Source organism: Neobacillus fumarioli NBRC 102428 (genome assembly GCF_001591485.1).
GTDB classification, from domain to species: domain Bacteria; phylum Bacillota; class Bacilli; order Bacillales; family Cytobacillaceae; genus Neobacillus; species Neobacillus fumarioli.
In genome coordinates this window covers 1-15861 of sequence record NZ_BCUZ01000056.1, presented here as the reverse complement: position 1 = coordinate 15861, position 15861 = coordinate 1, and the positions used below count along the sequence as shown (strand labels likewise).

Here is a 15861-nt window from a genome sequence, read left to right as displayed (position 1 = left end):
GACTTAATCTAGGTTTTTTATTTTGTGGGGGGAATCTTATTCTTTCGTACAAAATTTAAGAAAAGACCGTAAAAATATGAACTGCACCCCAATTGTTAGACACAACTAACAATTGGAGGTGCAGTTTTTTCTAATGTATTTGCCGAAAAACCCCGATTACTTTTCCGAGAATCGTTACATTTCTCAAGATAATCGGATCCATAGTGGAGTTTTCCGGCTGCAAGCGGATATAGTCTTTTTCCTTAAAGAACCTTTTACACGTTGCCTCGTTTTCCTCCGTCATGGCAATAATAATATCCCCGTTGTTTGCGGTTTGCTGCTGCTTCACAATGACGTAATCACCATCCAGAATGCCCGCTTCGATCATACTTTCTCCCACGATTTCCAACATAAAAACTTGCTCATCCGATGGAACAAGCCTTTCAGGAAGAGGAAAGAATTCCTCAATGTTCTCAATTGCAGTAATTGGCATCCCAGCCGTTACTTTTCCGACCAATGGTACATTAACTGCTTTATTCTTTGGGATATTTGCCATTTCATCAGTCTCTAAGATTTCAATTGCCCTTGGTTTTGTCGGGTCGCGTCTGATTAGGCCTTTGCTTTCTAATCTAGATAGATGTCCGTGTACTGTAGAACTCGATGCAAGTCCGACTGCTTCGCCTATTTCGCGGACTGATGGAGGATATCCTTTGCTCTTTACCTCCTGTTTAATAAAATCTAAAATATCTTGCTGGCGCTTCGAGATTTTGACCATGATAAAATGCACCTCTTCTAGTAATTGTTGACTTTATTATAGCATGTTCGATTATTTTATACAAACATAAGTTCGAATTGTATGTTGACAACAAACAAACGTTCTGGGTATAATAAAAAAAGAACATACATTCTATTGAGAGGTGTTAAGCATGAAAAAGTTATGGAAACATTACTCGTATGCTATTATTCTTATGGGCTTAAGCTGTTCTTTTGCCATCGTATTGTCATTGCAAAGTTTTCTCCAATCGCAGGATAAATATATGAAGGTAACGATTTCCCAAGGGGATTCGCTATGGAAAATCGCTCAGCAATATTCCGATCGTCTCTCCATATCGAACGAAGAATTTGTCAATTGGGTGAAAAGACATAATTACAATGCCGGCGATACGATCTATCCGGGAGATGTGATCATGATACCAGTAACGAAAGAATCCCCGGCTGCGGAACAATTCGCTAGCGGCTTCGGAAAATAGAGAGGAAGATGTTATGAAAGCAATCATTTATTGTCGTGTAAGTACAAATAAAGAAACGCAAGAGACGTCATTACAGCGCCAAGAAGAGGAGCTTATTCAACTAGCACGTCAATATAACTTTGAAATTGACACAGTTATAAAGGAACAAGCAAGCGGCTATGAATTAGAAAGAGACGGCATTCTAAAGCTTCTCGAGCGAATAAAGGAAGAACAGATTGGGGCAGTCCTGATTCAAGATGAAACAAGGATCGGAAGAGGAAACGCAAAAATTGCTATTTTGCATTGTATTATAAAAGAGGGCATCAAGCTTTATAGCATTTCCCATAATGGAGAACTGCAGCTGTCTGAATCAGATTCTATGGTTTTAAAAATTGTCTCCATGGTTGAAGAATACCAACGAAAACTTCATAATGTAAAAATTAAGCGCGGAATGATTCGAGCTGTCGAAAATGGTTACAAGCCGGAGAAAAATTTAAGAAACCTGGGAAAGAATTCAGGGAGGGATAAAATTGAAGTTCCTATTGGGGAAATTGTCAGGTTGAGAAAGAACGGGCTGACATTTTCGGAGATCGCAGCGACATTTAAAGGATTCGGATATAATATTTCTAAAGCCACGGTACATCGAAGGTATCAAGAATATATGGAAGCGTTAGAAGAATAAGCCTTTTGCTTGTCGATACTTCTCTTTTTTATTATAATTCATTTCAATGCAAAGTTTGATAGGAAGGTGCCCAGATGCTATCTAAAGATAAAATAGCGAGAATTAATGAGCTGGCGCGAAAAGCAAAGGCTGGTAAATTAACAACAGCAGAAGCCAAAGAGCAATCCAAATTAAGAAGTGAGTATTTAGCAGCTTTCCGTTCGCAAATGCTAGAAACATTGACAAATTCTACTTTTATTGATCCTATAGGGAATGATGTCACACCAGAGAAATTAAAAGCAAGAAAGAAAAATAAACTTCATTGAAGCATGATCGGGAATACCTAAAAAAGAGTATTCCTTTTTTACATACATATCTTTTTTGTGAAACAAAATATCTCTATGAGAACGGTTTTTTTCACATATTGGAACCAATTTGTTGAATTAAGAACCGTAGATAGCTAATATTAAGGATGTGCATATAATCCTAGTTGTTAAGAAAGGATGTAGACGATGACAAATAATATTGACCAACTATCAGTAACCACGATACGGACCCTAGCTATTGATGCAGTAGAGAAAGCTAATTCAGGTCATCCGGGAATGCCTATGGGAGCGGCTCCAATGACCTATACTTTGTGGACCAGATTCATGAATCATAATCCAAAGAACCCACATTGGTTTAACCGTGACCGTTTTGTTCTATCTGCGGGCCATGGCTCTGCATTGCTTTACAGCATGCTTCATTTATCTGGTTATAATCTTAGCATGGAAGATTTAAAGCAGTTCCGCCAATGGGGAAGTAAAACACCAGGCCACCCTGAATATGGTCATACAGAGGGTGTAGAAGCAACAACTGGGCCGCTTGGTCAAGGAATTGCTATGGCTGTTGGAATGGCAATGGCAGAACGTCATTTAGCAAGTGTATATAATAAAGATAACTTTGAAATTGTGAACCATTTTACATACAGTATTTGTGGTGACGGCGATTTAATGGAAGGTGTTTCTGCAGAGGCTGCTTCCCTTGCAGGTCATTTAAAACTTGGTCGTTTAGTGGTTCTTTATGATTCTAACGATATCTCCCTAGATGGTGAGTTAAATAAATCGTTCTCCGAAAGTGTAAAAGGGCGCTTCGAAGCGTATGGCTGGCAATACTTGCGTGTAGAGGATGGCAATAATCTAGAGGAAATCGCAAAAGCACTTGAAGAAGCTAGAAATGACCTTGAACGTCCAACCATCATTGAGGTTAGAACAATAATCGGTTATGGTTCTCCAAACCGTGCAGGTACTTCTGGTGTTCATGGCGCCCCGCTAGGAGCAGAGGAATTAAAGCTCACGAAAGAAGCTTACAAATGGGTATTCGATAAAGATTTCTATGTACCACAAGAAGTATATGACAACTTCCATCAACTCGTTGTTGAAAATGGCGAGAAAAAGGAAAAAGAATGGAATGAACTGTTTACGCAGTATAAGAACCAGTATCCTGAATTAGCAGCCCAGCTTGAGCAGGCATTAGCCAATCAATTACCTGAAGGATGGGACAAAGATATTCCTGTTTACAGCGAAGGAAAGAGCATCGCATCCCGTGCTTCATCTGGTGAAGTGCTTAATGGCATTGCGAAAAATCTTCCTACTTTTATTGGCGGTTCAGCAGACCTTGCTGGTTCTAATAAAACGACGATTAAAGGATCAAAAGATTATTTGCCAGGCGAATATGAAGGGCGCAATTTCTGGTTTGGTGTACGGGAATTTGCCATGGGAGCAGCTATGAACGGGATGGCTCTTCATGGAGGATTAAAAGTATTTGGTGGAACATTCTTCGTGTTCTCTGATTATCTCCGTCCAGCAATTCGTTTAGCAGCATTAATGGGCTTACCAGTTACCTATGTATTTACCCATGACAGTATTGCAGTTGGAGAAGATGGTCCGACACACGAACCAATCGAACACTTGGCAGCATTAAGAGCGATGCCTAATCTTTCAGTCATTCGTCCTGCAGATGGAAATGAAACGGCTGCTGCTTGGAAGCTTGCGGTAGAATCAACAAACCAACCAACAGCACTTGTTCTAACTCGTCAAAACTTACCAACTATTAAAGGAACGGACAAAAATGCTTATGATGGTGTTTCTAAAGGTGCTTATATCATTTCACCTGCAGAAAATGGAACACCAGCTGCCCTGCTGCTTGCTTCCGGTTCTGAAGTAGGCCTGGCTGTTGAAGCACAAAAAGTTCTTGCAAGTGAAGGTATTCAAGTTTCTGTCATCAGTATGCCATCATGGGATCGTTTTGAGCAACAATCTCAAGAGTATAAAGATTCCGTGTTACCGAAAAATGTGAAAAAACGCCTTGGCATTGAAATGGGAGCTTCACTTGGCTGGCATAAATATGTCGGTGATGAAGGTGAATTGTTAACAATCGATAAATTCGGTGCTTCCGCTCCAGGAGAAAAAGTAATGGAAGAATACGGATTCTCCGTAAACAATGTAGTAGCTCGAGTAAAAGCCCTATTACAAAAATAAACAGTCGGGGAGAACGGGTTGTCTGTTCTCTCTTTTTCTGTTTTAAGAACAGAACCTTTCCAAAATTAAAAACTTTCTTCTAATCGACAAAATTAGTGGAAGTTTTTGCCGCCATAAGACAAATGTTTCTTTTACCATTTTCTATAATAGAAAAAAGGGGTTGTTTGCGAAGGAGAGGTCTGTAAATGAGGAAGTATCAACTTTATTTAATAGAAGATGAATTTGCCGCCCATTTCTTCGGACGAGAGCGTTTGTTTTACAAATTATTCAAAGAGCATGAGGATGCAAAAGGTGAACTTAAATTTATAATTGATAAGCAAATTACCTATATAACGAAAAAGCTAGAAGTATTGAAAATTCACAAGCTTATTCAGCAGCAGCTCGGGAAAACAAAAGGATTTAAAGCTGATCATGGTGCATATGTAATTGAATTAAACGGAAAACTAAGTACGGCTAAATTAAATATTTTTCAAGAAATGATTACAGTCGAAGCACATGGCAGCTATGATGCCGAAACAGCCTTTTTTGAAGTGCTCCGTAAAAGCGAGGCATCCTTCTTGGCAATTGACCTCGAACATAAGCGTTGCGGTTGGTTGAAACCGATTAAAGAAAGAAAATACGTTTAAATAAAATGAGATATTGTCTAATTTTGTTTTATTTAGTAAACTGATGTATGGTAGACAACATGAAGGAGGAAATTGAATGTTATATGTTCTAGTCGGTATACTGGCATTAGCCGTTGGTATAGCACTAGGATTTTTCATTGCTCGTAAATATATGATGAGCTATCTAAAGAAAAATCCGCCAATTAATGAGCAAATGTTAAAAATGATGATGATGCAAATGGGTATGAAACCATCGCAGAAGAAAATCAATCAAATGATGAACGCTATGAACAAGCAAACAGGGAAATAATTTATATTCTCTATCAATGGGTAGGAATCGTTCATAACTAGTTGATCTCTCCAAAATAATCCGAAACCACTTTTTCTATTGAAATGAATCTATAGGAAGGTGGTTTTTGTGTTATTGGGGATTAAATTATTTCTTAAATATTAGTCATCTTATGACCAGCATTTTTGAAAGAACTGTTTACAAAAACGATTTTATATATAAAAAAATGGCTATGCCTAAAGGCATCAGCCAGTTAATGAACTTTCTCAAATAAAACAGCTACACCAATTCCGCCTCCACTGCCAATTGCAGCTATTACATACTTTATTTCCTTCTGCTTTTGTACCTCATGAAACAACCTTGTCACCAAAATAGAGCCAGATGCACCGTATGGATGCCCTAATGTTAATGCGCCGCCTCTTATATTCAATCTTTCATAAGGGATGTTGAGTTCTTGAGCACAAGCAATAATTTTACAGGCAAAGGCTTCATTAATTTCAAATAGGTCAATTTTCTCAACCGAAAGTTGGTTCTTCTCTAATAAATTTCTGATGGCAGGGATCGGCGCCGCTCCAGGATAACAAGGATGTATACCGGCCACTTGACTGTCGACAAAGCGAAGAACCGGCTTAAATCCAAGTGAAAGAGCTGTATTTTCTTCCATCACTACTACAGCAGCAGCTCCATCATTTATTCCGCAGCTATTAGCTGCAGTTACGGTGCCATGATCGTTAACAGTGAACGGTTTAGATCGACTAAGCAATGCTTGCATATTTCGTTTTTTAAAAAAAGCTTCATCTTTCATCCATTGATCAATAGCAACGATTTCTTCGGTAAAGTATCCATTTTCAAATGTCTCCCAGCTCCGTTTATGACTTAGTAGTGTATAGTGATCCTGGCGCTCCTTAGAGATATTGTACTTTTGGGCAACATTTTCGGCCGCTTCGAGCATTTCAGGATCACCAATTCTGTCAGGGGAAAATCGGGCCCGTTTCAGAAAAGGAGAAGTACTTGAACTCTCGACCCCGCCTGCAATATAGCATGCACCGGCACCACCCTGGATTAAATAACAGGCTAAGCGGATAGCCTCCAAACCAGCGCTACATTGCCGATCCACCATCAATCCAGGCACGGAGAGCGGCAATCCCGCCTCTAAGGCGGATAACCTTCCGAGGTTACCGCCCGGGCCGGTAACATTTCCTAAAATCACATCTTCCACTATTCCTTCGATTCCTTCAGCCAGCTGGCTCAAAACCGGGGCCGCCAATTCATGTGCCTGAAAGTGTTTTAAGATTCCGTTTCTTTTTCCAATTGGTGTTCGTTTTGCCCGGACAATAACTGCTCTTTTAATGGCTCATCATCTTACTTTCAATGTCTTCCTTTAATTGCTGACGGGCAATTTTTCCGCTGGTTGTATACGGCATTTCATCAATAAAAAACCATTTTCTCGGAATCTTATGGGAAGACAAATGTTGTCTGCAAAACTTTTTTAAAACTGGTATGGTAGTCGAACCTTTCAAAACAGCAGCGACGATTTGACCCCAATACGAATCAGCGAGACCAATAACCGCCACTTCATCAACAGCGGGATGTTGGCTTATGACTGCTTCAATTTCTCCCGGAAATATATTAATACCGCCATATAAAATCATATTATTTTTACGACCGGAGATATAGAGATAGCCCTCTTCGTCCATATACCCCATATCATTGACTGTAACCCATCCGTTCTCATCATGAATAGATCGGATGCGACACTGATCACCAAATTCATCTGGTTCAAGGTAACCTAAGAAGAGCATATTGCTTTTTACATAGATTTTTCCAAGTTCATAGGGCTTCGCTGGTTCCATGTTTGAACGGCGGATTTGGATTTCAACATTATGACATGGCCTGCCGACCGAGCCGGGTTTTCGATCATTCTCTTTATCGGTTAAAACAGTAACAAAACTTAGCTCACTAGCCCCATAGAACTCATATATAGAAATATTCTGAAAAACTTGCTTAATCTGTTGTTTAGCATTCTCCTCCCACTTAGCACCAGAAGAAATAATTTTCATGTTTTTATCCATTTGCCGCCCGTATTCTAAAAAGGCAGTCATCATTGTCGGCACGACATAAACCGTTGTAATAGGTTGTGATGCCATTAAGGATAAGGTCATTTTTGGAGAGAACTTCTCTATAAGATAGACGGTCCCGCCTAAGAATAAAGTACTAATGGCACCATATAAGAAATGGGAGTGAATAAGTGCGCCGGGGATGATCACGTGATCGTTTTTATCCAGCTGAAAATCAATACGGCTGCGCTCGAAGCTTGCTGCCCATGAATCATGGGTGCGAATGAAGGATTTTGGGTTTCCAGTTGTTCCCGATGTAAACCCCATATAAAACGGGGTTTCTCCATTCACTTCATCATTCCGTATGGAGGAAGCTTTTTCGATTTCATCAATGATTTCCTCCCAGATAAGAATGTTTGTCGAAAGATGACGAATTTTTGGGAACAACGCCTTGGATGTGATCAGAATGGTAGGCTTAGACAATATCAATCGTTTATCAAGTTCTGTTTCTGTCCATTTCAAATCATAGAGAACGGTAACCCATCCCGCTTTTGCCGCACCTGCAAAAAGCTGCAGGAGATGAATTCCATTTGGAAGTAGAATTCCTACGGTATGTTGGTCAAACCCCAAAGAGTCCAGCCAGTTCGCTGTTTTGCAAATCATTTTATACCAATCGTAATAATTTATTTGTTGATCGTTTGTTTGTAGAGCTATTTTCTCAGGGGCAGATTGAGCGTGTTTTATGTATGTTTCTGTTATGGATGCCAAAGTGAATCACCTCTTGCTTGATTAGAGCGGCAGACTTTCTTCATTTCCCTGCCAACAATTAAGTGAATGATGAATCTGCATTACAAAAAAGAGAGACACATTAAAGTGTCTCAACATTTTGATGAAGATTGCGTTTGATAACGGGGGATTGGAGCATCCTATATACTATATAGGAAGCAATGATTGCTTTCAATATATCCCCAGGAAGATAAGCTGTACTTGTTAGGATGGCTTTTTCAATTGGAATAGCCATTACATATGCTTGTACAGGGATTCCGATTAAGTAAAGCAGGAAAATCCCAACAGTTAAATTTATAAACAAGATATTTCGCAATTTAAATTGGGAAAAGCGCCTGATCAGATACCCAACGCAAAAAGCGGTTAACGGAAAGGCAAAAAGGTAGCCGGCACTAGGGCCGATAAATACCGCTAATCCGCCTCTTCCTCCTGATAGTAAAGGAGCACCGGCAGCCACAACTAATAGAAAGATAGTCATACTTAATGCCCCTAACCGCGGACCTAATACACCACCGGCTAGCAATACACCCAAAGTTTGTATAGTGATTGGAACAGGTGTAAATGACAGCATAATAGGAGGAACCATACCCAATACCCCCATAAATGCAGCAAGTAATGCTACGTATGTAATTTCGACAACTTTCATGTTCATCCCCACTTTTTTTATTTTTTATATGTATGATTGTAAAATTATAAAATAAAAAATGTCAACTTTTTATATAACAGGTTTACATATAAAAATTTCTAAAGCAAGTCCTTCAAAAAATAAAATACTTGATTAGCAGTTTGCTTACCTTATAATTTTATTTGTAAACTATATTTGAAATTAGGTTAACAATTCAAGATGAGGTGATCAAATGGATTGGTCTAAACTGGCAAGGAAAGTTATAGAAGGTTATTCACTGGGGAGAGAAGAAGCAAAGGAGATTTTATCAATTGGTGATGATGATGTTTTGGCGTTGGTCCATGGAGCTTATGAGATTCGTCGCCATTTTTATGGAAAAAAAGTCAAGTTAAATTTGATTATTAATGCCAAAAGCGGTCTTTGCCCGGAGGATTGCGGATACTGTGGTCAATCAATGAAGGCAAAGACAGAAATCGACCGTTACCCGTTAATTAGTAAACAAACCATTGTTGAGGGAGCGAAAGAAGCGAAAAAAAATAAAATTGGTACATATTGCATTGTGATGAGTGGGCGTAGACCAACCAATCATGAAGTGGATACTGTGATTTCGGCGGTACAGGAAATTAAACGTGAAGTAGAGCAATTTAAAATCTGCGCTTGCATGGGACTGGTAACAGAAGAACAGGCATATAAGCTGAAAGAAGCAGGTGTAGATCGTTTTAATCACAACATTAATACGAGTGCAAATCACCATGCAAATATTACGACTACTCATCATTATGAAGATAGGGTCAACACCATTGAAAACGTGAAAAAGGTAGGGATTTCTCCTTGTTCTGGAGTGATTTGCGGAATGGGGGAAACAGATGATGATATAGTGGATATGGCTTTTGCGCTTAAGGAGTTGGATGTTGATTCTATCCCGGTTAACTTCCTCCATCCTATTAAGGGAACAAAGCTTGAAAACATGGATGAGTTAACGCCCATTCGCTGTTTAAAGATTTTGTCCTTGTTCCGGTATGTTAATCCCACAAAGGAAATCCGAATCTCCGGAGGGCGTGAATATAACTTGCGCTCCCTGCAGAATTTGGGATTATTTATAGCGAATTCTATTTTTGTAGGAGATTATCTAACAACGAATGGCCAAGCGGCAAAAGAAGATTTTCAATTAATCGAAGATCTAGGATTCGAAATAGAAGAAAATCCTTATGAAACTGAACATCAACCATTCGCCTTATCGAACTTACGAAACAGCAATCGAATAAAATAGTTTTCTATTAAGCACTCATGGTTATGAAATAATGGGTGCTTTTTTATATGAATTCTTAATCTTTATTAATTTGTAAATATTTGATAAAATAATACTTCGATAAGCTAAACAGTTGTTGCTTTTTTTGGGGGGGCGGTTTGAATGAAAGTGTTTTTGGATTTCGGCTGTTGATGCCAAGACAGAGGAGGCAATTCTTTCATCTCTCAAAAGAAATCGTGAAGGTAAAACAAACATCATTACGTCACACCGCCTGAGTGCCATACAACATGCTCATCTCATTCTCGTACTTGATCATGGCGAAATTATGGAAAGGGGTACACATGAGGAATTAATGCAGACGGGAGGGTGGTACAAAGCAATGTATGAACGCCAGCGGTTGGAAGAACTAGTCGGGCATGGAGGGTATTAAAATGGAGGGAAAAATAGAACTGACAGGACGGGAGCAAAGGAAGATTTTATTCCGCTTGCTTTCCTATACAAAACCTTATAAAAAAATAATTAGTTTTGCATTTGTCTTGTTACTGCTGACAACCTTAGGGGAGATTGTGTCGCCGATTTTGGTCAAAATTTTTATAGACGATTACCTAACACCCCGTAAACTACTGTTTACACCTCTTTTCATACTAGGTTCCGTTTATATGGGAATTCAAGTCGTTAACGCCTTCCTCTTATACTTGCAATTGGTGAAATTCCAAGAGATCGCTTTATATATTGTACAGCAACTGCGAATTGATGTTTTTGCCAAGGTTCAGGCACTTGGCTTAAAGTATTTCGATCAAACACCGACGGGAAGCATTGTATCACGGGTTACAAATGATACCGAAGCCATCAAAGATATGTTTGTGACCGTCATTTCCACGTTCATTCAAAGCGGATGTTTGCTGATCGGAATATTTATTGCTATGTTTATCCTGGATATAAGATTAGCATTATTTTGTGTGATCATCATCCCGTTTTTAATCTTCGTGATGGTTTTATATCGAAAGCTAAGTTCTCGTTTTTATCTTGATATGCGGGAGCGGTTAAGTCAATTAAATGCAAAGCTTGCCGAGTCGCTTCAGGGAATGTCTATTATTCAAGTATTCCGCCAAGAGCAACGGCTACGCCAGGAATTCGGCCGCATTAATGAACTGCATTACCGTGCGGGCATGAAAAAAATCAAAATCGACGGATTGCTGCTTCGTCCGGCAATTAACCTTATATACACCATTGCTTTGATCATTGTTTTAAACTATTTTGGGCTAACTTCCTTCCAGCAAAAAATAGAAATTGGTGTAATCTACGTATTCGTTAATTATTTAGATTGGTTCTTTGAGCCAGTCAATCAAATGATGCAGCGGCTTCCATTATTTCAGCAGGCAATTGTCGCGGGAGTACGGGTTTTTAGATTGTTGGATGAGAAAGCATTGGCTCCGGCACAAAAGAGTGGAACTGGGCTGACTATTTCCAAAGGTCGGATTGAATTTAAAAATGTAAGCTTTTCTTATGACGGAAACCGCGATGTGTTAAAAAATATCTCTTTTACAGCAAATCCGGGTGAAACAGTTGCCCTTGTCGGCCATACCGGGAGCGGGAAGAGTTCGATCATTAATCTATTGATGCGGTTTTATGAATATAACCGGGGCGACATTCTGATTGACGGGGAATCGATACGCAATTTTTCAAAGCAAGAGCTTCGGGAGAAGATGGGGCTTGTGTTACAGGATCCATTCTTGTTTTATGGAACGATTAAAGATAATATCCGCCTCCATAACAAAGCGATACGGGATGAACAAGTCGAAGAAGCAGCCCGCTTTGTTCAAGCTCATCACTTTATTGAGCAGCTTGAGGATGGTTTTGATCATAAGGTAGTAGAGCGTGGGGGTGCTTTCTCCAGCGGACAGCGGCAATTGATTGCTTTTGCCAGAACGATGGCGGCTAATCCCAAAATTTTGGTGCTGGATGAGGCAACCGCCAATATTGATACCGAAACGGAAGAAGCCATTCAAAAAGCCCTTGCCAAGATGCGACAAGGGAGAACAACAATTGCCATTGCTCACCGGTTATCTACAATCCAGGATGCCGATTTAATTCTCGTGCTGCATCAAGGGGAAATTGTCGAACAGGGAACCCATCAAGAGCTGTTGGCACTTAAGGGACTCTATCATAAAATGTACTTGTTACAAAATGGAAAAGTAATGGAAGTCTCATAAACCTTGTGCAGGGATTTTTGCTAGGAAGAAAGCATTTTTTAGACATGCTTTCTTCCTAAATATAAGTACTTAAGAGGTTAGGCAGTCTGCGAGTTTTTTATTATTTATTTTATTATATTCATTTAATAATTTGTCAAGCTCTTGACTATAGCGAATTGCAGCGGAGGAGGTCAAGCCGTAGCGAGCAGCGACTTGTATTAATTCGACTCGTTTCTTTTCAATTAGTGATATTAAATCGTCTTTGATCACGGCCGATTTCCTTTCCGGAGAAACTCCTATACTTTTGATTAAAAGAAGATTAGAAAAACTATTAAAATGCATTGTTGTTCTAGTATACCCGATATTGTAAATTATTTCAAAGAAATATGCAGGAGATTATCCTTAGGATGGAAAATATTTTGGATAAAGAAGAAATTTTTGCATAATGATTATTTTAAAGGATCAGTTCTGTTAAAATGGAAAGGGATCGACTTTATTGGGAGTGTTCATATGCACGATATCAATTTATTTTTGGCATTGGGTGCGGGATTTATGAGTTTTATTTCCCCATGCTGTTTGCCACTGTATCCTGCCTTTTTATCGTACATTACCGGAATGTCTATCGGTGAATTGCAAAGTGAAAACGCGATGCTGCAAAAACGCAGCCTGCTTCATACATTATTTTTTCTATTAGGATTTTCCGTTATTTTTATCGCCATTGGTTTTGGAACCACGCTTATCGGCAGCTTTTTCAGGGAATATAAAGACTTAATTCGGCAGATCGGCGGAATTGTTATCATTTTCTTTGGCTTAATGATCGTCGGGGTTTTGAAGCCGGAGTTTATGATGAGGGACAGGCGTATTGAATTTAAAAACCGCCCTTCTGGTTTTGTAGGTTCCGTCTTAATCGGTATGGCGTTTGCCGCAGGATGGACCCCTTGTACGGGACCCATTCTTTCAATCGTGATCTCGCTGGCAGCAACTAATCCAAGTTCAGGTGTAGTCTATATGATTGCCTATTCACTTGGTTTTGCAATTCCATTTTTCATTTTATCGTTCTTCATTGGTCGGTTGAAATGGATGAAAAAACATAGCGGCACTATTATGAAAATTGGCGGCTATATCATGATGGTGATGGGGATTATCTTGTTTTTTGATTGGATGACGAAAATCATTAATCTATTTCAAGGGATATTTGGAGGTTTTTCCGGATTTTGACACCAGAATTTTCCTTATTCTGGATGAATAGCTTTGATTTCATCATTTTTGGTAAGAAAAAATAAGAATGAAAGTGTAAATATTTTTTAGAATTGAGGTATTTGATATATAATGGATAAGGAAAATTAACTGATAAGGAATGAATGCCACAATGAATATGGTTGCTATTTCTTCTGTCGGTGCAGTAGCAATGGCTGCTCTGGTTATGGTTGTCCGCATTAAGGCATCAGCCAAACCGACAAACGTGAAAAAAATTGTATTACCGCCTATTTTTATGTCAACTGGGGCGCTGATGTATATTGATCCGCAGTTCCGATTAACATTTCCGGAAATTATTGAAGCAATCGTAATAGGAATGTTTTTTTCGATTTTTCTTATCAAAACGTCAAAGTTTGAAATTCGTGATCAAGATATTTATTTGAAGCGGTCAAAGTGGTTTATCGTGATACTAGTCGGATTATTGTTTATTAGGGTCATTTTGAAATCTGTTATGAGTTCTGCGATGCCATATACTCAATTAGCCGGCATGTTCTTCCTTTTAGCCTATTTCATGATACTGCCATGGCGTATTGCCATGTTTATTGACTATAAAAAGCTATATAAACAGCTTCACGGAGCATAGGAAAAAGAACACTGATTCAAAGCGGATCAGTGTTCTTAATTATAAGAAAAAACCGCCCCTCATCTGGACGGTTTAGAATAAGTGTTCATATGGAGCAACGTCTATTTTATTTTCAAACAGCTTTTTCCGTAAAAATTTATGGTCGCGTTTCGGGGTTGCCTGAATATAGCCGCGAATCACTAAGTCTTCCGTAATTTTAGGCGCATTTTCCTTCAATGCCAACTCTCCGATTTTCCCGGCTATCTTATGTCGGGCCACATCCCGGAATAACTCGGGAACGGGACTAACTAAATCCTCAAGCAACGCTTTTTCCTCAGGTCCCCATAAATGCCGTGATCCCTTCACATAATACTCTTCCCAATCCATAATAGACTTGCCGTCTTCCTTCGGCATTCTCTTCAAAAACTTGCGGAACATAAAATAACCGCCAATCCCAAATGAGGCAAGGAGAAACACAGTCCATAATAAAATAAACCACATAAACCAACCATGCAGCATATAGCTTCACCCACAAAACCAATTATTTCATATTTTATTATAGTCTGTTTTTTGCAAAAATGGAAGGATGCCGAAGATTATAGTCTTGTAAAAGAAGACTGCAGTTAAATTAGGTGGCAATTATCGGAATATTAACACTTAAGTTTGCACTATTGATTGTTGCAATATTCGATTGTAATATAATTAAAAATAATGGTTTCATGTTCCGATTTTGTTTACGGGGCTGAAAGGGGTACTGGTGTCCCCCACAGTCTTCAAAACTGCTTGAGACCACCGTGTGTGGTCTGCTGGGTTCGATTCCCAGGCGGTCCCGCCATAAGAATACAGTATTATCAAGGGTTCAGCAGGTTTTTGGGCAGTTAAAAAACCGTGATTTTCTTCAAAACATACACCTGTACTTTCTCTGGAAATTACATGAAGTCCGGTGTTTTTTTAATGAATACTGGTGAATTAAATCCGCTATTTCCTTAAAAGAAAGGTGGATTTTTTTATACCTATTAAACGTAAAACGAACAGGAAATTACTTGTTTCTAGCAATTAAATGATGTAGGTTTTGGTAGTATGTTTATTAATCATTTTGAATCAATACTAAAAGCAAAATTGTATAAAACGCCTATATTTATACACAATTTTCAATCAATGCTTATTGTATTAACGAGGCAGGATAATTAAAAAGCGATGGAGATATAATATGTTTAAATGATTCCTTTTAGATAGGAGGGATTAATATGTCAATGAAAAATAAGTGGTTATTTAATATTTCAATGGTATTATTCTCATGGGTGACATTCTCCTTTTTGGAATGGCGAACAGTAAAGAGATTTTTTCCAGCCTTTATCTTTGTGTTTTTAATAAATTGTATTGACGTTCCGATTGGAAAAAAACGGAGATGGTGGTTTTTTTATAATAAACCAAATTCCTTTTTTTATAATGAATTTCCTTTTTTAATTGGTCCAATGTTAGCGGTGGCTTTATGGACATTAAAATGGACATACGGAAATTTCAAAAAGTTTATTATGCTAAATGCTTTTTTTCAATTATTTTTTACATTTCTAGCTAGAAGTTTATTTCCAAAGATAAAATTATTTAAATTAGTTCGACTAAATGCATGTCAATTCTTCCTATACTTCTTTTACAAAGCTTTTTTCTTATATGGATTTCAGTACCTTTTTGAAAAATACAAAAAAACTAAAGCTTATTAAAGTAACGAGGAACTTTTGATTAATATTCCAATTAAAAATAAGCTGAAGATATGCAAGTTTTTACTACTTTTTGCATATTTTCAGTTTTTTTATATTCAAAAAACAAACTGCCAAAAACAGCATTACTATG

General features: G+C 38.4%; 17 protein-coding genes, 1 tRNA gene and 1 pseudogene. 13 read left to right on the top strand and 6 right to left on the bottom strand.

Features of this window, described 5'->3' with window-relative positions:
* Nucleotides 1-130: 130 nt before the first annotated feature.
* Nucleotides 131-754 (bottom strand): transcriptional repressor LexA, encoded by a 624-nt coding sequence (gene lexA / locus BFU02S_RS09850; protein WP_066369811.1) that lies wholly within the window; start codon nucleotides 752-754, stop codon nucleotides 131-133.
* A 151-nt stretch (nucleotides 755-905) separates the two neighbouring features.
* On the opposite strand from lexA, the gene yneA reads away from it, so the two are divergent.
* The 6 genes from yneA (at nucleotide 906) to BFU02S_RS09820 (ending at nucleotide 5303) form a co-directional block, all read left to right on the top strand.
* Entirely contained in the window at nucleotides 906-1229 is a 324-nt protein-coding gene (gene yneA, locus BFU02S_RS09845; RefSeq protein ID WP_066369807.1) for a cell division suppressor protein YneA, read from the top strand.
* Nucleotides 1230-1242: 13 nt separating this feature from the next.
* Nucleotides 1243-1890 carry a YneB family resolvase-like protein gene (locus BFU02S_RS09840; RefSeq protein ID WP_066369805.1) on the top strand — a complete coding sequence of 216 codons (648 nt, stop codon included), beginning with the start codon at nucleotides 1243-1245 and terminating at the stop codon, nucleotides 1888-1890.
* Nucleotides 1891-1964: 74 nt separating this feature from the next.
* On the top strand, nucleotides 1965-2195 hold the full coding sequence (locus BFU02S_RS09835; protein WP_066369803.1) for a DUF896 domain-containing protein: 231 nt from the start codon (nucleotides 1965-1967) through the stop codon (nucleotides 2193-2195).
* A 186-nt stretch (nucleotides 2196-2381) separates the two neighbouring features.
* A complete protein-coding gene (gene tkt / locus BFU02S_RS09830; RefSeq protein WP_066369801.1) occupies nucleotides 2382-4388 on the top strand; it encodes a transketolase in 2007 nt (668 codons plus the stop codon).
* A 185-nt stretch (nucleotides 4389-4573) separates the two neighbouring features.
* Nucleotides 4574-5014, top strand: a complete 441-nt coding sequence (gene sirA / locus BFU02S_RS09825; protein ID WP_066369798.1) for a sporulation inhibitor of replication protein SirA — start codon at nucleotides 4574-4576, stop codon at nucleotides 5012-5014.
* Nucleotides 5015-5090: 76 nt separating this feature from the next.
* On the top strand, nucleotides 5091-5303 hold the full coding sequence (locus tag BFU02S_RS09820; RefSeq protein ID WP_066369795.1) for a YneF family protein: 213 nt from the start codon (nucleotides 5091-5093) through the stop codon (nucleotides 5301-5303).
* Nucleotides 5304-5535: 232 nt separating this feature from the next.
* Here the strand turns inward: BFU02S_RS09820 and BFU02S_RS09815 are convergent, their stop codons facing one another.
* The 3 genes from BFU02S_RS09815 to BFU02S_RS09805 form a co-directional block, all read right to left on the bottom strand.
* Nucleotides 5536-6633: an acetyl-CoA C-acyltransferase gene (locus BFU02S_RS09815; RefSeq protein ID WP_066369792.1), complete on the bottom strand. Its 1098-nt coding sequence runs from the start codon at nucleotides 6631-6633 to the stop codon at nucleotides 5536-5538.
* Complete coding sequence (locus BFU02S_RS09810; RefSeq protein ID WP_066369789.1) at nucleotides 6629-8107, bottom strand: AMP-binding protein; 1479 nt, start codon at nucleotides 8105-8107, stop codon at nucleotides 6629-6631. Before BFU02S_RS09810 ends, BFU02S_RS09815 begins: the two co-directional genes overlap by 5 nt.
* A 100-nt stretch (nucleotides 8108-8207) precedes the next feature.
* Nucleotides 8208-8771 (bottom strand): biotin transporter BioY, encoded by a 564-nt coding sequence (locus tag BFU02S_RS09805; protein ID WP_066369787.1) that lies wholly within the window; start codon nucleotides 8769-8771, stop codon nucleotides 8208-8210.
* A gap of 211 nt (nucleotides 8772-8982) precedes the next feature.
* Between BFU02S_RS09805 and bioB the strand changes: the two genes are divergently transcribed.
* From bioB to BFU02S_RS09790, 3 genes and pseudogenes are all read left to right on the top strand, one after another.
* Nucleotides 8983-10020 carry a biotin synthase BioB gene (gene bioB, locus BFU02S_RS09800; protein WP_066369786.1) on the top strand — a complete coding sequence of 346 codons (1038 nt, stop codon included), beginning with the start codon at nucleotides 8983-8985 and terminating at the stop codon, nucleotides 10018-10020.
* 157 nt (nucleotides 10021-10177) lie between these two features.
* Nucleotides 10178-10429 (top strand): annotated as a pseudogene (locus tag BFU02S_RS17310) (multidrug ABC transporter permease/ATP-binding protein); the annotation flags it as partial.
* Between the two features lies 1 nt (nucleotide 10430).
* Nucleotides 10431-12212, top strand: coding sequence for an ABC transporter ATP-binding protein (locus BFU02S_RS09790; RefSeq protein WP_066369777.1), 1782 nt, complete (start codon nucleotides 10431-10433; stop codon nucleotides 12210-12212).
* 69 nt (nucleotides 12213-12281) lie between these two features.
* Here the strand turns inward: BFU02S_RS09790 and BFU02S_RS09785 are convergent, their stop codons facing one another.
* The gene (locus tag BFU02S_RS09785) at nucleotides 12282-12533 is read right to left on the bottom strand and encodes a Spo0E family sporulation regulatory protein-aspartic acid phosphatase (RefSeq protein WP_369690663.1); all 252 of its coding nucleotides are present in this window, start codon (nucleotides 12531-12533) and stop codon (nucleotides 12282-12284) included.
* 168 nt (nucleotides 12534-12701) lie between these two features.
* Between BFU02S_RS09785 and BFU02S_RS09780 the strand changes: the two genes are divergently transcribed.
* Nucleotides 12702-13409 (top strand): cytochrome c biogenesis CcdA family protein, encoded by a 708-nt coding sequence (locus tag BFU02S_RS09780; protein ID WP_066369818.1) that lies wholly within the window; start codon nucleotides 12702-12704, stop codon nucleotides 13407-13409.
* 157 nt (nucleotides 13410-13566) lie between these two features.
* Nucleotides 13567-14031, top strand: coding sequence for a CcdC family protein (locus BFU02S_RS09775; protein ID WP_066369814.1), 465 nt, complete (start codon nucleotides 13567-13569; stop codon nucleotides 14029-14031).
* Nucleotides 14032-14103: 72 nt separating this feature from the next.
* On the opposite strand, the gene BFU02S_RS09770 is transcribed toward BFU02S_RS09775, so the two are convergent.
* Nucleotides 14104-14529 carry a DUF2621 domain-containing protein gene (locus BFU02S_RS09770; RefSeq protein ID WP_066369772.1) on the bottom strand — a complete coding sequence of 142 codons (426 nt, stop codon included), beginning with the start codon at nucleotides 14527-14529 and terminating at the stop codon, nucleotides 14104-14106.
* Nucleotides 14530-14748: 219 nt separating this feature from the next.
* Between BFU02S_RS09770 and BFU02S_RS16735 the strand changes: the two genes are divergently transcribed.
* Nucleotides 14749-14845 (top strand) — tRNA-Sec (locus BFU02S_RS16735).
* Between the two features lie 412 nt (nucleotides 14846-15257).
* Nucleotides 15258-15731, top strand: a complete 474-nt coding sequence (locus BFU02S_RS09765; RefSeq protein WP_066369769.1) for a hypothetical protein — start codon at nucleotides 15258-15260, stop codon at nucleotides 15729-15731.
* Nucleotides 15732-15861 lie beyond the last annotated feature (130 nt).

What these genes read in the sequence shown, in the direction of transcription:
- lexA (WP_066369811.1), bottom strand. Translation starts at nt 754, where the DNA reads ATGGTCAAAATCTCGAAGCGCCAGCAAGATATTTTAGATTTTATTAAA.
- yneA (WP_066369807.1), top strand. Translation starts at nt 906, where the DNA reads ATGAAAAAGTTATGGAAACATTACTCGTATGCTATTATTCTTATGGGC.
- BFU02S_RS09840 (WP_066369805.1), top strand. Translation starts at nt 1,243, where the DNA reads ATGAAAGCAATCATTTATTGTCGTGTAAGTACAAATAAAGAAACGCAA.
- BFU02S_RS09835 (WP_066369803.1), top strand. Translation starts at nt 1,965, where the DNA reads ATGCTATCTAAAGATAAAATAGCGAGAATTAATGAGCTGGCGCGAAAA.
- tkt (WP_066369801.1), top strand. Translation starts at nt 2,382, where the DNA reads ATGACAAATAATATTGACCAACTATCAGTAACCACGATACGGACCCTA.
- sirA (WP_066369798.1), top strand. Translation starts at nt 4,574, where the DNA reads ATGAGGAAGTATCAACTTTATTTAATAGAAGATGAATTTGCCGCCCAT.
- BFU02S_RS09820 (WP_066369795.1), top strand. Translation starts at nt 5,091, where the DNA reads ATGTTATATGTTCTAGTCGGTATACTGGCATTAGCCGTTGGTATAGCA.
- BFU02S_RS09805 (WP_066369787.1), bottom strand. Translation starts at nt 8,771, where the DNA reads ATGAAAGTTGTCGAAATTACATACGTAGCATTACTTGCTGCATTTATG.
- bioB (WP_066369786.1), top strand. Translation starts at nt 8,983, where the DNA reads ATGGATTGGTCTAAACTGGCAAGGAAAGTTATAGAAGGTTATTCACTG.
- BFU02S_RS09790 (WP_066369777.1), top strand. Translation starts at nt 10,431, where the DNA reads ATGGAGGGAAAAATAGAACTGACAGGACGGGAGCAAAGGAAGATTTTA.
- BFU02S_RS09785 (WP_369690663.1), bottom strand. Translation starts at nt 12,533, where the DNA reads ATGCATTTTAATAGTTTTTCTAATCTTCTTTTAATCAAAAGTATAGGA.
- BFU02S_RS09780 (WP_066369818.1), top strand. Translation starts at nt 12,702, where the DNA reads ATGCACGATATCAATTTATTTTTGGCATTGGGTGCGGGATTTATGAGT.
- BFU02S_RS09775 (WP_066369814.1), top strand. Translation starts at nt 13,567, where the DNA reads ATGGTTGCTATTTCTTCTGTCGGTGCAGTAGCAATGGCTGCTCTGGTT.
- BFU02S_RS09770 (WP_066369772.1), bottom strand. Translation starts at nt 14,529, where the DNA reads ATGCTGCATGGTTGGTTTATGTGGTTTATTTTATTATGGACTGTGTTT.
- BFU02S_RS09765 (WP_066369769.1), top strand. Translation starts at nt 15,258, where the DNA reads ATGTCAATGAAAAATAAGTGGTTATTTAATATTTCAATGGTATTATTC.